This window comes from Glycomyces buryatensis (assembly GCF_004912275.1).
Lineage (GTDB): Bacteria > Actinomycetota > Actinomycetes > Mycobacteriales > Micromonosporaceae > Glycomyces > Glycomyces buryatensis.
This window is the reverse complement of sequence record NZ_STGY01000054.1, coordinates 79,962-93,541: the sequence shown is the minus strand read 5'-3', so window position 1 is coordinate 93,541 and position 13,580 is coordinate 79,962. Positions and strand designations below refer to the sequence as shown.

Here is a 13,580-nt window from a genome sequence, read left to right as displayed (position 1 = left end):
TTGTCCGTGCCCCAGGCCTGGATAAATTCATCTCGGCTTGCCATCATTCTCCAATCGTTGCTCGATATACGCCGGAATGCTATTGGTGATAGCCGCGTTCGCGGAGGTAATTGTACCAGGGGTCGTCTTCCCACCATGATTCTGCTTGGAGTTCGACAGGCCCCTCTATCTCGCGATATCGGGGACCGAAGCAGACGGTGTCGACGAACATTGTCGGGGAGGGGCAATCGATCATGACACCGTTGTCCCAGCCGTATTTCCCGTAGTTGAGGAAGTAGACCATGGTGCGCCCGGTGGCCTTGTCCACGAGAATCGAATCCTCGTGGTTGACGGTGCCGATCCTGATCCAATCGATGTCATCGATCCGGTCGCCGTTGAAGTCCACGGGTGTCTCAGCCTCGAAGTATTCCTCGCCGTCGAAGTCGATCGCTCCGAACGTGGCGGATCCGAAGAGCGAGTTCAGTCGATTGAGATCCTGCGGATACTGGTCGGGTTCGGAGAGCGCGGCGCCGTCGCCGATTTCGACGAATTCATATTCGTCGGGACTCGCATCCCATCGCGTCCGCATCCCGGGGAGCGACGACCGCAATTCGGCGACCTTGTCTTGGAGCGAATCGAAGTCATCGTCGTTCATCTGGGTCTCCTTCATGTGGCCGGGGACGGCATTAGCCTGATTCGAAACTTCCGGCGGTCATGCTACGGCTTCGGAGGCAAGATCTCTATCTTGATGGGGATCTTGTCGCCATCCTTGAAATTGGGATCGTTCTTCGCAATGGTTTGGATCTGCTGAAGCTGGCCGTTGATCTGACCGCCCATCCCGTGGTTGGTGGCGGCGTCCAGCGCCCAGAGGTTCGATGCGCCGTCCTTCCCGCCAAGCTGCAGCTCATGCAAGTGGTCGATCTGCTGCGAGTCCAGTGTCGCGATACGCCGATTGACTTCGGCTTGGTCTGCGGAGGTATTCAGGATCTCCTCTTCGGCGTTCGTGCGCCAGTCCCTGGTGTGGTGGCTGCTGCGACTGACCTTCTCGCCGACCGTCATTTCCAGTTTCCCGTCCTTGCCGAGCTGTTGGAGGTGGTCGGCCTTCGTCTGGAAATCCTGCCCGTTCCAGTCGCTCTGCGAGCGCATGTGGATGGTCCATGAACCGTCCGCGTTCTGGACCGGCGCCGGCATGTCCTCATTGAAGCCGGAGGAGCTGCCTTCCCTACACGCCGACAGAACCGGAGACCAATGATTCGCTCTCCGCCAGGCAGTTCGAACCGATCGGCCCACCGCCGCCCGCTTCCCAGAGCAATGAGGCCGAACACGAGGTGCGCCTGATTGCCCAGGAGATACTGGAACGCCACCTCAACCCCCTAGCCGAGGAAGGTCTGTTCTGGGAGCACTCCCGCCTGAATTTGCGAAACGCCTACCTCGATGCCGTCGACTTCAGCGGGTGTCACATAACCTGCGCGGACTTCTTGGGTGCGACCTCTTTCGGCGCCACGGCATTCAGGGGCGCGAACTTCCCCGGCTTCGCAGTATTCAAGGGCGCGACCTTCTCCAGCAGCACGGACTTCTTGGGCGCGAACTTCCCCGACTACGCGAACTTTGAGGACGTGGCCTTCCTCGGCTTCGTGGACTTCAAGGGCGCGACCTTCTCCGGCGGGGCGGAAATTGGGTTCGCGACCTTCTCTGGCATACCGCTCTTCGCCAAAACAGAGTTCCGCGGACGCTTCCTCGGAGAGCACACAGACTTGGTGGATCGGATTGAAGGCCAGGATGTCCTCCTAACCTTCGCTAACGGCCATTTCCTGCCCGATGGCTGGAGTGTGGAGCCAAGCCCTGTCAAGGACGGGTTTGGCCACTTGAGACGAACGGCCACGGATTAGTCAAAGTCAACTCAGTACGGGTAGACGCTTAAGGTCCCACTGAGACGGCGGGACCGGTCCCCGCAGACAGGCTCTACGCTCCCCTTGTTCGCGCGATCCGCTCGTACCCCACGTCAAGCGAGGGATCGTTACGATCAGTGTTGCCCCAAGTACCTCAGACCCCCTGGAGTGCCGAACCATGTCCAACCACGCCACCCCCGAGATCCCGCCCGGGTTCTCGAACATGCCCGGCGGCGGCAAGTTCGTCGTCGTCCTGCTCTGGATCCGCTTCGGAATCGGCATCTGCGCCGCCATCGGCCTCGGCGCCACCAATAGCGCCCTCAGCGACAACCCCGGCGCCCAGGAACTGCTGCCCGACTGGTTCGGCACCTTCGTCGCCTTCAGCGTCATCCAGACGATCATCTGGGTCATCCTCTACGCCGTCTTCGCCGTCAAGCTGACCCAGCGCAGCAGCTCGGCCCGAACCGGCACGCTCGTCCTGGAAATCGTCGGCCTGGCGCTGACCGGCCTCAGCTACGCCCTCATGCAGGGCACCTACTCGAACCTTGCCGAACACGGCGCCGACTTCACCGGCACCTACATCGGCAGCGGCATCGGACTGGTGCTGTCCCTCATCGTCATCGGCATCCTGGTCAGCAACGAGATGAAGCAGTGGTGCGACCGCTGAGGATCAAACAGCAAGTCGCATAGGGAGGTCCGGGGTTCGTACATTGAACCCCGGACTTTCTTGTACCTACGTCTGGAGCCCCCATGCCCTTCGGTGACCCCGCCGCCTTTCGCACAGTCGACGTGCCGGACGGCCTCGGCGCCATCGCCATCGAAGGCAGCGGCCACGAGTTCACGCTGAAGCTCGCGGGCGACCCCATCGCCCAGGACGCGGCCGTCGAGTCGGGCTCCATCGAATGGATGGCGAAGCGGCTGTCGGGCCCGCACGACCCGGTGTACGGGATCGAGGAGTGGCTGGAGCCGCCCGAATGGGACGCACTTCGCCAGTGGCTGCGCCACGTCGAGCCGGGCGACGACCCGACCGTCCCGCTCCGGCCCCTGCTGAACCTGCTCGCCCCCGGCCTGTACGAGGTGGGAATCGCGACGCTGCCGAAGCCGTTCATCGTCGGGACCGAACCGGACAAGCTCCGGACCTGGTACGCGGGCATGGAGGACAAGCGCGACCAGAGCGCGATCGTCCCCGTCCACCACTGGTCGCCCCGGCCGGACGTCGTCGCCGAATACAAAGACCGGTGCTCTACCCAGCGCGCCAACCCCGCCTCGGTCGTGCTCACCCATCCCGACTCGGAGGTCTACTACCTCCTGGACGGCCACCACAAGCTCGCCGCCTATATGGAGGCCGGTCGCGACCCCCTGTGCGTCGTCATCGAACTGAACCCCGACTCCGATTTCGGCTACCCCGACCACCTCAATGAGCCGAGCACCGAGTACCGGGTGGAGATCAAGACCCGCGGGGACGGCCTGCTCTCCGTGGTCGGCAAGGACGGAGCCAGCGCGCTGCGCATCGCCGGTGAGGCGTACGTGGTCGAGGGCTACACCGACTCCGGGTCCTGCGACCGGCTGGCGGTGCGCTCGGGCGACCCGCGCTTCCGCAAGCGGATGCGCCGCCTCAGCCAATGGCTGCGCGAACCCGACCCCGGCTCGGCGGCCGAGATGACCCGCACGGTCTGGAAGCTGCTCGCGCCCGGCCGCTACGGGCTGCGGCGCTGGGTCCCGAGGCAGTACTACGTCGAGCCGTTCCATGGGAACCGGTACGCCCGCTGGTACGACGGGATCTCGACCCCTTGCAGCGGAACGGCCCTGATCCCGACCGACCAGTGGCCGCCAGCCAACGGCGAGACGGTGAGCGAGTACCGGCGCATGATCCGGGACGGCGCCCGGCCGCTCGTGCTGACGCTGCGGGCCTCCCCGCCCGAGGCGGAGAACGAGCTCGAGGAGGACTGCGTCGCCTTCGTCATCGACGGCCACCACAAGCTGGCGGCGTACCGCGAGGCCGGGATTGCGCCGCACTGCCTGGACATCGCAAAGCTGTCGGACGAGGTGGCCTGCGCTCCAAGGGACCTGCGCGACGTCCTCGGTGGCGATGAGGTCCTGACCGCCAATGCCGCCAACCTCATGCGCTGGCTGCGGAGCCCGCACCGGATCTGAACGGACGGCATCGCAATGCGCTTCGGCGATCCCCCAACCTTCCGCACGGTCGACGTGCCGGACGGCCTCGGCGCCATCGGCATCGAGGGCGGCCCGTACAACTTCCGGTTGAAGCTGGCGGGCGACGTCATCGCCGAGGACGGCGAGGTGCCTTCGGGCTCGCTGGTGTGGATGGCGAAGCGGCTGGCGTATGCGCGCGATCCCGAACCGCTGCACCAGGTGGAGGCGTGGGTCGAGCCGCCGGAATGGGACACGCTGCGCCAGTGGCTGCGCCACGTCGAGCCGGGCGACGACCCGACCGTTCCCCTGCGGCCGCTGCTCGATCTGCTTGCCCCCGATCGGTATGCGATCGGGCTCGCGACGCTGCCGAAGCCGTTCATCGTCGGAACCGAACGGGACAAGCCCCGGACCTGGTACGCGGGCATGGACGACAGGAGCGACCGGAGCGCGATCGTCCCCGTCAACCGCTGGGCGCCCCGGGCAGGCGTCGTCGCCGAATACCGGAGGCTGATCTCCCTCGAGGGCCGGAACCCGGCCTCGGTGGTCCTGACCCATTCCGACTCGGAGGTCTACTACCTCCTGGACGGACACCACAAACTCGCCGCCTATATGAAGGCGAGCCGCGAACCCCTGTGCGTCGTCATCGAAGTGGACACGCCCGGCCCCGCCCAATACTTCGACCACCTCAATGAGCCGAAGGACGACTACCGGGTCGTGGAGCACCGCAGAGGCAATGGCCTGGTTTCGGTGTTCGGCCGCGACGGGGCGAGCGCCCTGCTGATCGGCGGCAAGCCGTACCTGGTCGAGGGCTGGGCCTCGACCAGGACGTGCGACCGGCTGGCGGTCCGCTCGGGCGACCCGCGCTTCCGCAAGAAGCTGCGGCGCCTCAGCGACTGGCTGCGGGCACCCGATCCCCGCTCGGCCGCCGACCCCCTCTCGGCCGTCTGGCGGCTCCTCGCACCCGGCCGGTACGGATTCCGGCGCTGGGTCCCTGAGCGGTACTACGTCGAACTGGGCGCGGAGTCCCGCTACGCGAGCTGGCACTACGGCATCACCACCCCGGACTTCGGGGCGTCGCTGGTCGTGACCGACCAGTGGCCGCCGCCGGACGGCAAAACGGTCAATGAATACGCGCGCATGATCCGGGCCGGTGCCCGCCCGCTCGTGCTGACCCTGCGCGCCTCCCGGGCCGACGACGAGGAGGACGCCGTCGCCTTCGTCATCGACGGCCACCACAAGCTAAAGGCGTACCAGGCGACCGGCATCGCCCCGCACACTGCCTGGACATCGCCAAGCTGTCGGACGAGGTGGCCTGCTCCCCGGACGATCTGCGCAAAGTCGTCGGCGACTCCCCCGACCTCACCGCCGCCACCGCTTCCCTCATGAGCTGGCTGGAAAACCCCCGCTAAGGCGAACGGCGTTTCGGCGGCGTCCTCAATGTTCTGATTTGTACGATGCGCCGAACCGTGTCCAACTGCCGATAAAAGGGGAAGCATCGAATGCGACCAGGAAAGAGGCGCGCTGCGATGCTCGCAGGGCTGCTCGCGGCGTCCGCCGTAGCGGTGGCGCAGGCGGCGAATCCGCCGGCGTCCGCTCAGCCGTCAGAACAGGCCGACGCCAACGGGTGCGGCTTCGGAACCGGCGGACCGAATGCCGAGACCATCTGCTGGATCGACATGAGCAGCTTCGACTTCACCCAGGCGACCACCACCGGCCAGGACATGGAGATCGACCTCGGCGGCGGCATCACCATCGAATTCACCCTCAACCTGGCGCCCGGCGACGACGGACTCCGCCCGGTCGATGCCACCCCGGTCCCGACCTGGTCCGGCGCCGTCATCGGCAACCACGCCTACCTCGACACCCCCGGCTCGCCCGCGTTCTACCAGCAGACGGGCGACGCCACTTCCTCCGGTTTCTCCCTGAATCGGTTCACCATGGACAACATCACGGTCAGCCGAAACGGGGTGACGACCACCAGCGGCTACTCCTTCGTCATGGCCGACGCCGAATCCACCAACGGCGGCGAGGGATTCACCTACACCTCCTCCGACCCGCTCGTGAGCCTCGCCCAGATCACCCCCGACGGCTTCCACGAGGCTTGCAACCAGGAACTCACCGGGCTCGGCACCACCTCGGTGACCTGCCGCGGCTCCGAACCCCGCGGCGGTGCGGGAGTGCTCGTGGTGACCACCGAGGATCCGACAGAGGTCGGTGTCGAACTGTTGAACCGCAACGGGATCGCCGGGTCCCGCCAAGGCGTCATGTTCGGCGTCATGATCGCGATGGTCGACGTCGGCAAGACCGTCGAGAACCGGGCCTCCGACTCCGACAACTTCAGGGTCCAGGCCGTGGACGACTCCGACGGCTCGGTGGTCGCCTCGGCCGAGACCGGATCCGCGGACTCGGCCGAATCCGGGCCCCAGCCGATCCTCACCAGCGTCGCCGGGAACCAGGTCGTCTTCTCCGAAACCATGACGGGGGACTCCGGTCCCGACGTCTACGACCGGTCCTGGACCTGCACCCGCAATGGCACCGAGGTCGATCCAGCCGAGATCACCGGGGACCCGACCTCCGAATCCGTGGAGCTGACCGTCAATACCGGCGACCTCGTCGAATGCGACGTCACCAATACCGGCCCCGAACCCGTCGACCCGGGCGACGGAGGCGGTGGCTATGACGGCGATCCGGCGGGAGCCGACGGCGGGGAACTGCCGCAGACCGGCAATGGCTGGATCCCCATTGCCGCCCTGACTGGGCTCGCGCTGGCGGTGATCGGCATCGTCCTGGCCCGCCGGGTCACCAGGAAGGTCTGGTAGCGGTCCACTAGGGACCTCCTGGAGAGACCCGCAGCGACTCAAGCGGTTTCGGCGTGGCACCGGGTTTCGGTGCCGCGCCGCAGCGCGCTGTGCCCGAGGACCGGGGCGATACGGCCGGCGCGGAGATCGTGGCCGACAACGGCGATGACGGCCGGGCGCGTCTTTCGGCGCACCCTTCGCGGTCAGGCGGCCGGGCTCACGGCCGTTACGCCGACTCGCGGACGATGATGCGGGTGCCGAGGATGGTCACGAGCGGGCCGTCCTCCTCGCCGCGGACCCGGCCGCACAGCAGCCTTGCCATCTCGCGGCCCATCGTCTCGGTGGGCTGGTGGACCGTCGTCAGCGGCGGCTCGGAGACCTCCGCGAGGGGGGAGTCGTCGAAGCCGATGAGCGCCAGGTCGTCGGGGACCGTGATGCCCCGTTCCCGGGCGACCCGCAGCGTCGCGATGGCCAGCGGGTCGGAGGCCGCGAAGACCGCGTCCAGTTCGCCCGCGGTGTCGAACAGCTGCCGGGCGGCCTTGATGCCGCTGGCCTCGTCGAAGCCCTCGGCGTAGGACACCAGGTTCTCCTCGACCGGGAGCCGGTGGCCGCGAAGGCCGTCGCGGTAGCCGTTGAGGCGGTCCACGCCCACGGCCATGTCCTGCGGGCCGGAGATGATGCCGATCCGCTGGTGGCCCTTCTCGGCCAGGTACTCCACGGCCTGCCGGGCCCCCGAGCGGTTGTCGCAGTCGACGTAGGCGACCGGACGCAGCCCGACGGGGAGCCCGCACAGCACGATCGGGACGCCCGCGTCCTCCAGGCGTTCCGGCAGCGGGTCGCCGCCGTGGCTGGAGACCATCATGACCCCGTCGACGTGGTGGCCCATCAGGTAGGCCTCCAGGTCGGAGCGGTTGCCGTCCCGCGGTGCGAACGTCAGCATGAGCCGCATGTTCTCCTCGGCCAGCTGCTCGGTGATCCCGCGCAGCACGCCCGCGAAGAACGGCTCGCTCCACAGCCACTCCTGGGACTCGGTGACGACCAGCGCCACCGTGTCGGTGCGCTGCGTGACCAGTGTGCGCGCCGCCTGGTTGGGGACGTATCCGAGCTCGGCGATCGCGGCGAGCACCGCGGCCCGGGTGTCCTCGGCGACCTTGGGGGAGCCGTTGATGACGCGCGAGACCGTGCCCCGGCCGACGCCGGCGTGGCGCGCCACGGTGTCGAGCGTCGGCCGCCCGGCACCGCGCCTGCGCACCGACCGCCCGTTCCCCAGGGGAGGGGCGGGAAACGACTCTGGGGCGGCGTCGTCGTCAGCCATGCTTCCTCGGGCGGTCTCGGTCATCGTGCATCACCTCGGGCTCCGTTGCGTGAACTCATTCTGCCTCACGGTTCGAACGAGCCTTGCGCACCAGGTCGCCGTACCACTTCCCCGAGTCCTTCACTACCCTTTGACCGGTTTCGAAATCGACGTAAACCAGGCCGAACCGTTTGGTATAGCCCCACGCCCACTCGAAGTTGTCGGCCAGGGACCACGCGAAGTATCCGATGAGCGGCACCCCCGCGTCAATCGCGTCGGCGCAGGCGTCCAAGTGGTCGCGGAAGTACTCGCGCCGCTCATTGTCGATCACCCGTTCGCCTTCGAGCTTGTCGGGGAAGGCCGCCCCGTTCTCGGTGACCGCGAGGGTCACGTCGGGATAGTTGGCGTGGAGTCGTTGCAACGTTTCAGTAAGCCCCGCCGGCGCGATTTCCCAGCCCATGTCGGTTTGCGGGAGACCGGTGGTGACGAAGCCGATGTGCTCGTTGGCGGGCCAGGCCGAGCCCGCGCCGGTCGGTGCGGCGGAGGCCGAGGAGGCCCCGTCGCCCGCGCCGGTGACCGTGAACAGGCTGTAGAAGTTGACCGACAGGCAGTCGATGGGCGCGTTGATGAGCTCCATGTCGCCCGGCTTGACGAACTTGAAGTCCGTGACGGCCGAGAAGTCGTCCACCACATCGTCGGGGTATTTGCCCTTGATCGCGGCGTCGGTGAAGAACCGGTTCTGGACGCCGTCGACGCGACGGGCGGCGTCGACGTCCACGGGGTTGTCCGAGGCGGCGTGCACGGGGTAGAAGTTGAGCCCGACGCTCACGGTGGCCTCGGGATCGGCCTCCTTGATCGCCCGTGCCGCCAGCCCGTGCCCGAGCATGAGGTGGTGCGCCGCCGCGATGGAGGCGCCCGCGTCGCGCCGGCCCGGGGCGTGCTCGCCCGAGGAGTAGCCGAGGAAGGCCGAGCACCACGGCTCGTTGACGGTGATCCAATGCTTGACGCGGTCGCCGAGCTCGGCGTGCGCGATCTTCGCGAACTCGGCGAAGCGCAGCGCGGTCTCGCGCTTCGGCCAGCCGCCCGCGTCTTCGAGTGCTTGCGGCAGATCCCAGTGGTAGAGGGTGATCCAGGGCGTGATGTCGGCCTTGATGAGCGCGTCGACCAGTCGCGAGTAGTAGTCGAGGCCGGCGCGGTTGACCTCGGTGGTGCCCTCGGGGCAGACGCGGGGCCACGACAGCGAGAAGCGGTAGCTGTTGAGGCCGAGCTGTTTGATGAGGGCGACGTCGCCGTTGATGTTGTTGTACGAATCGATGGCGACCTCGCCGTCGGAGCCGTCGAGGACCCGGCCCGGGGTGGCCACGAATGTGTCCCAAATGGACTTCCCGCGTCCGTCGGCGGAGGGCGAGCCCTCCACCTGGTACGAGGAGGTCGCCGCGCCCCAGGAGAAGCCCGCTGGAAAGCGCGCCGCCAAAGAGTCATTCTCAAATCCGTTGGTGTTCATGACTTAGTGGAACCTTCCATGATGCCGCCGACGATCTGCCGTCCGAAGATGACGAACAGAACTGCGATGGGGACGATAGAGATCAGCGTGCCGGTGAAGACCATGGAAAGGTCCGCTGACCAAGTCGCGGTTGACAACTGGCGGATGGCGAGCTGAACCGTGGGGTTCTCGCCGCTGAGCACCATGAAGGGCCACAGGAATTCGTTCCAGTTGAGCATGAAGGTGAGCAGGGCGAGCACGACCATGCCCGGGCGCAGCGCCGGGAGCACGATCCGCCACCAGATCCCGAGGGTCGAGGCGCCGTCGATGCGGGCCGCCTCGATGATCTCGTCGGGAACGGACTGGATGCAGTACTGCCGCATCATGAAGATGCCGAACCCGTTGACCAGGAACGGCAGGATCGCCGCCTGGAGGGTGTCGAGCCATCCGAGTTCGATCATGACCATGTACAGCGGGACCAGCCCAAGGTGCTGGAGCGGGACCATCATCGTGAACAGCACGGTGCCCATGAGCACCTTGGAGCCCTTGAACTTGAGCTTCGCGAAGGCGAAGCCGCCGAGGGTCGAGATGAGCACCACCGAGATGGTGACGGTGCCGGTGATGATGATCGAGTTGCGAAGGCCCAGCAGCAGGTCCGCGTTCGGGTCGGTCAGCGCCTGCTCCAGGTTGCGGCCGAGGTTGCCGCCGGGGAGCAGGGCCGGCGGGAAGCCGGAGGCGTTGGAGGTCGTCGTCGAGGCGATGACGACCATCCAGTACAGCGGGAAGACCGACAGGACGCCGACGGCCAGCAGGCCGACGCGGGTCATCATCGAGGGCGCGAACAGCCCCGCGCCCGACTCGACTTCCTGGTGCTGCTTCGGCTTCTTCCGCTTCGGGGGCTTGGAGCCCGCGGCGGGAGCGGGTGCGGGATTGAGTGTGGCGGTCATTTGCTTCCCGAGATCCGGTTGACGATGAGGAAGTTCACGGCGGCGACGAGCCCGATCACCAGGAACAGCAGCCAGCCCGCGGCGGCGGAGACCCCGTAGTTTCCATGGGTGCGAAGGATGTCGACCAGGACCATCGAGGTGGTCTGGAACTGGCCGTCCGAGCCGCCCGAGAGGCGACCGGCGTCGAACATCATCGGCTCGACGAAGAGCATCATGCCGCCCACGGAGGAGATGAACGCGGTGAAGATGATGACGGGCTTGAGCTGGGGGATGGTGATGGACCAGAACTGCTGGCGCTGCGACGCACCATCCACTGTGGCCGCTTCGTAGAGCTGCCTGGGGATGGTCTGCATGGCGGCCAGGAAGATCAGGGAGTTGTAGCCCATCCACCGCCAGTCGACCATCGAGGAGATGGCGAACCACGAGGAGAAGCGCCCGGCCTGCCAGTTGACGGCGTCGAGCCCGATGAGCTCCAGGAAGCCGTTGATCATGCCGTACTCCTGGCCCCAGATGCGGGCGAAGATGACGCCGACCGCGACCACGCTGGTCACGATGGGGGCCAGCACCAGCATCCGCCAGAACATCTGCCGCTTGAGGCGCTTGTTCAGGGCGTTGGCGACCATGAGCGCGCAGATCAGCTGCGGCACCGTCGCCATGGCGAACATGCCCAGCGTGTTGACGATCGACCAGCCGAAGCGCTCGTACTCGAAGAGGAGGAACGAGTAGTTCTGGAGGCCGACGAACTCGCGTCCGGGGACGCCGATCTTCCAGGTGTGGAGCGAGGCGTACATCGTGTAGGCCATCGGGAAGAGCCCGAAGACCATGAAGAGCAGGAAATAAGGAGCGACGAGGGCGTATGGGGTGCCTTTGATGTCCGCCCGGTTCAAGCGGAGGCGCCAGGAGCGCTGGTCCGGCGGAACGGACTTGCCCGACTTCGTCTGGGGTGGACCGGCGGCGCTGCCCTTAGCGCTCTCGGTCGTGGTGGTGGTGCTCATGGGGCCTTCCTGGGAAGCGTGTGTGGAGGGAGCCGGCCCGCTGCGGGTTGGGGCGCAGCGGGCCGACACGGTGCCGCCGCTGCTCCTCTCCGTTAGAGGAGCGGAACCGGTCCTGGGGCGGTGCGTCCGCGGGGAGGTGGGAGGCTCCTCTCCCGCGGACGCGCGGTCCCGTTGCGGCGGCACGGGGTGTAAGCCGGGGCAGGTCCGGCTTACAGTCCTCCGCCCGAGAGCTCGACTGCGTTCTCGGCCTCGGATTGCATGGCGTCCCAGACGTCATCGGCGGAGTAGGTCCCGTCGATCAGGCCGTTGAGGACGCCCTCGACCGCGCCCTTCACCGGGGTGTGCAGGGTGCCGTATTCCAGGGCCGGGAAGTCCTGGACCGAAGCACCGATGATCTGGCCGGTGGGGGCGTCGGAGAAGTACGGGTTGGTCGCGTCGGCCACGGCCGGGTCCGCCTGCGCGGCAGGCGAGGACGGGAAGTTACCGACGGCCTCGAAGACCTTGACCTGCTGCTCGGGGGCGGTCAGCCAGGCGGCGAGCTCGGCGGCCTCCTCCGGGTGCGGGGACGAGGCGGGGACGCCCAGCCAGGCGCCGCCCCAGTTGCCGGCCACTCCGGGCGCGGCGGCCATGTCCCACTTGCCGGCGTTCTCCTCACCGGAGTTGGTCTCGATGACGCCGGTCATCCAGCCGGGGCAGGGCATGACGGCGTAGCCGCCCTGGGCCTGCGCCGCGATCCACTCCTCGCTCCAGGAGACGTAGGGGCCGATGGCGCCGATCTCGTGGAGGTCGAGCACGGTCTGGACCGCGGTGGTGGTCGCGGCCGAGTCGAGGGTCAGGTTGCCCTCGGCGTCGACGTACAGCTCGCCGTCGCCGGCGCCGGCCGTCTGGCCGAGGATCATGTTCTGCAGCTGGGTGGGGCCGTCGAGGAAGCTCGCCTCGATGCCGGAGTCCACAAAGGTCTGGGCGACGTCCTGGAAGCCGTCCCAGTCGGCCCAGGCCGCCGCGACCTCCGCGCGGTCGGTCGGGAGGCCGGCCTCTTCGAACAGGTCGGTGCGGTAGCACATGCCCATGCCGCCGACGTCGGTGCCGAACCCGACCAGGTTGCCATCGGGGTTGTGCCCGATGTCCCACTTCCAGTCCACGTAGTTCTCGGCCTTGTCGTCGTGGCCGAGGGCGCTCAGGTCGGTCCAGACCGCGGAGTTGGAGAACAGCTCGACCGCGGCCTGCTCCTCGACGCCGACGACGTCGCCGGCGCCCGAACCGGTGTCGAGGGCGGTGTCGAGGGCGGGGCGAACCTCGGTGTCCCAGTTGGCGCCGTCGCCTTCGAAGACGACGTCCACATTCTCGTGCTCGGCCTCGTACGCGGACTCCAGCTCGGCCTCCGTGTAACCGAACGTGCCGAACAGGGAGACGGTGAGCTGGATCTTGCCGTCCTCGGTCATGCCGTCATCGTCGCCGCCGCCGGAACAGGCCGACGTCAGCGCGATGGACCCGGCCGCCGCGGCGGCGAGGGCCACCTTCATGCGGTGCCTACTAAGAATTTGCATCTTTGGTTCCTTCCGGGCACCGAGGGGGTGCCGCGTATTTATGAGAGGGGCTGCAGGAGAGCCGTATTCAGGGTGTGGCCAGTGCTCGGCCGGGGACGCGGACACAAGGCCCGCGCCGGGTCGAAGGGATCGCAACCGGCTTGGGAGCGATACCAGAACTGTACGGGAGCGTGACTCATGACGCAAGCCAGGGTCTCGGAGTCGTTACCTGGTTGTTACCTCGTTGATCTGCGCCAAGAAATCGAAGGTCACGGATCCGTCTCGTTGGTAGTGCTTACATTTCGCGCTTACCTGCGTAAACAGTGCAATTACGGGGAGTATCGTATTGAGTCCTATAGAAATTTAGGAATGTCTATGTATTGACATCCCACCTAAAGGCTTGCGAGGATGGCTTGGGAGCGCTTCCTTATCGGGGTCCGTTTCGTTCCACTCGCGCATTTTGCGGACCCTCGGCCTGGCACAAGCGCTCCCACCCAGAAACGGACACAGTTCTC

At 66.9% G+C, this 13,580-nt stretch carries 12 protein-coding genes; 5 read left to right on the top strand and 7 right to left on the bottom strand.

The genetic code is table 11. The features are described 5' to 3' along the window. Positions 1-79 precede the first annotated feature (79 nt). Entirely contained in the window at positions 80-634 is a 555-nt protein-coding gene (locus FAB82_RS13880; protein ID WP_136535130.1) for a hypothetical protein, read from the bottom strand. Positions 635-696: 62 nt separating this feature from the next. Further along, positions 697-1,170, bottom strand: a complete 474-nt coding sequence (locus tag FAB82_RS13875) for a hypothetical protein (RefSeq protein ID WP_136535129.1) — start codon at positions 1,168-1,170, stop codon at positions 697-699. A 137-nt stretch (positions 1,171-1,307) separates the two neighbouring features. Between FAB82_RS13875 and FAB82_RS13870 the strand changes: the two genes are divergently transcribed. The 5 genes from FAB82_RS13870 to FAB82_RS13850 all read left to right on the top strand — a co-directional run bounded on the left by FAB82_RS13870 (position 1,308) and on the right by FAB82_RS13850 (position 6,841). Next, on the top strand, positions 1,308-1,868 hold the full coding sequence (locus tag FAB82_RS13870) for a pentapeptide repeat-containing protein (RefSeq protein ID WP_136535128.1): 561 nt from the start codon (positions 1,308-1,310) through the stop codon (positions 1,866-1,868). Between the two features lie 178 nt (positions 1,869-2,046). Beyond that, positions 2,047-2,535 carry a hypothetical protein gene (locus FAB82_RS13865; protein ID WP_136535127.1) on the top strand — a complete coding sequence of 163 codons (489 nt, stop codon included), beginning with the start codon at positions 2,047-2,049 and terminating at the stop codon, positions 2,533-2,535. Between the two features lie 83 nt (positions 2,536-2,618). Further along, on the top strand, positions 2,619-4,022 hold the full coding sequence (locus FAB82_RS13860; RefSeq protein ID WP_136535126.1) for a hypothetical protein: 1,404 nt from the start codon (positions 2,619-2,621) through the stop codon (positions 4,020-4,022). Positions 4,023-4,037: 15 nt separating this feature from the next. Beyond that, positions 4,038-5,408, top strand: a complete 1,371-nt coding sequence (locus FAB82_RS13855; protein ID WP_136535125.1) for a hypothetical protein — start codon at positions 4,038-4,040, stop codon at positions 5,406-5,408. Between the two features lie 140 nt (positions 5,409-5,548). After that, positions 5,549-6,841 carry a CshA/CshB family fibrillar adhesin-related protein gene (locus tag FAB82_RS13850; protein ID WP_168801592.1) on the top strand — a complete coding sequence of 431 codons (1,293 nt, stop codon included), beginning with the start codon at positions 5,549-5,551 and terminating at the stop codon, positions 6,839-6,841. 205 nt (positions 6,842-7,046) lie between these two features. Here the strand turns inward: FAB82_RS13850 and FAB82_RS13845 are convergent, their stop codons facing one another. The 5 genes from FAB82_RS13845 to FAB82_RS13825 form a co-directional block, all read right to left on the bottom strand. Beyond that, positions 7,047-8,135: a LacI family DNA-binding transcriptional regulator gene (locus FAB82_RS13845; protein WP_136535123.1), complete on the bottom strand. Its 1,089-nt coding sequence runs from the start codon at positions 8,133-8,135 to the stop codon at positions 7,047-7,049. A 55-nt stretch (positions 8,136-8,190) separates the two neighbouring features. After that, complete coding sequence (locus FAB82_RS13840) at positions 8,191-9,618, bottom strand: GH1 family beta-glucosidase (protein ID WP_136535122.1); 1,428 nt, start codon at positions 9,616-9,618, stop codon at positions 8,191-8,193. Next, entirely contained in the window at positions 9,615-10,544 is a 930-nt protein-coding gene (locus FAB82_RS13835; protein WP_136535121.1) for a carbohydrate ABC transporter permease, read from the bottom strand. The genes FAB82_RS13840 and FAB82_RS13835 overlap by 4 nt, the downstream gene beginning before the upstream one ends. After that, entirely contained in the window at positions 10,541-11,539 is a 999-nt protein-coding gene (locus FAB82_RS13830) for a carbohydrate ABC transporter permease (RefSeq protein WP_136535120.1), read from the bottom strand. The genes FAB82_RS13835 and FAB82_RS13830 overlap by 4 nt, the downstream gene beginning before the upstream one ends. Positions 11,540-11,748: 209 nt before the next feature. Beyond that, positions 11,749-13,086, bottom strand: coding sequence for an ABC transporter substrate-binding protein (locus tag FAB82_RS13825; RefSeq protein ID WP_136535119.1), 1,338 nt, complete (start codon positions 13,084-13,086; stop codon positions 11,749-11,751). Positions 13,087-13,580: the final 494 nt, after the last annotated feature.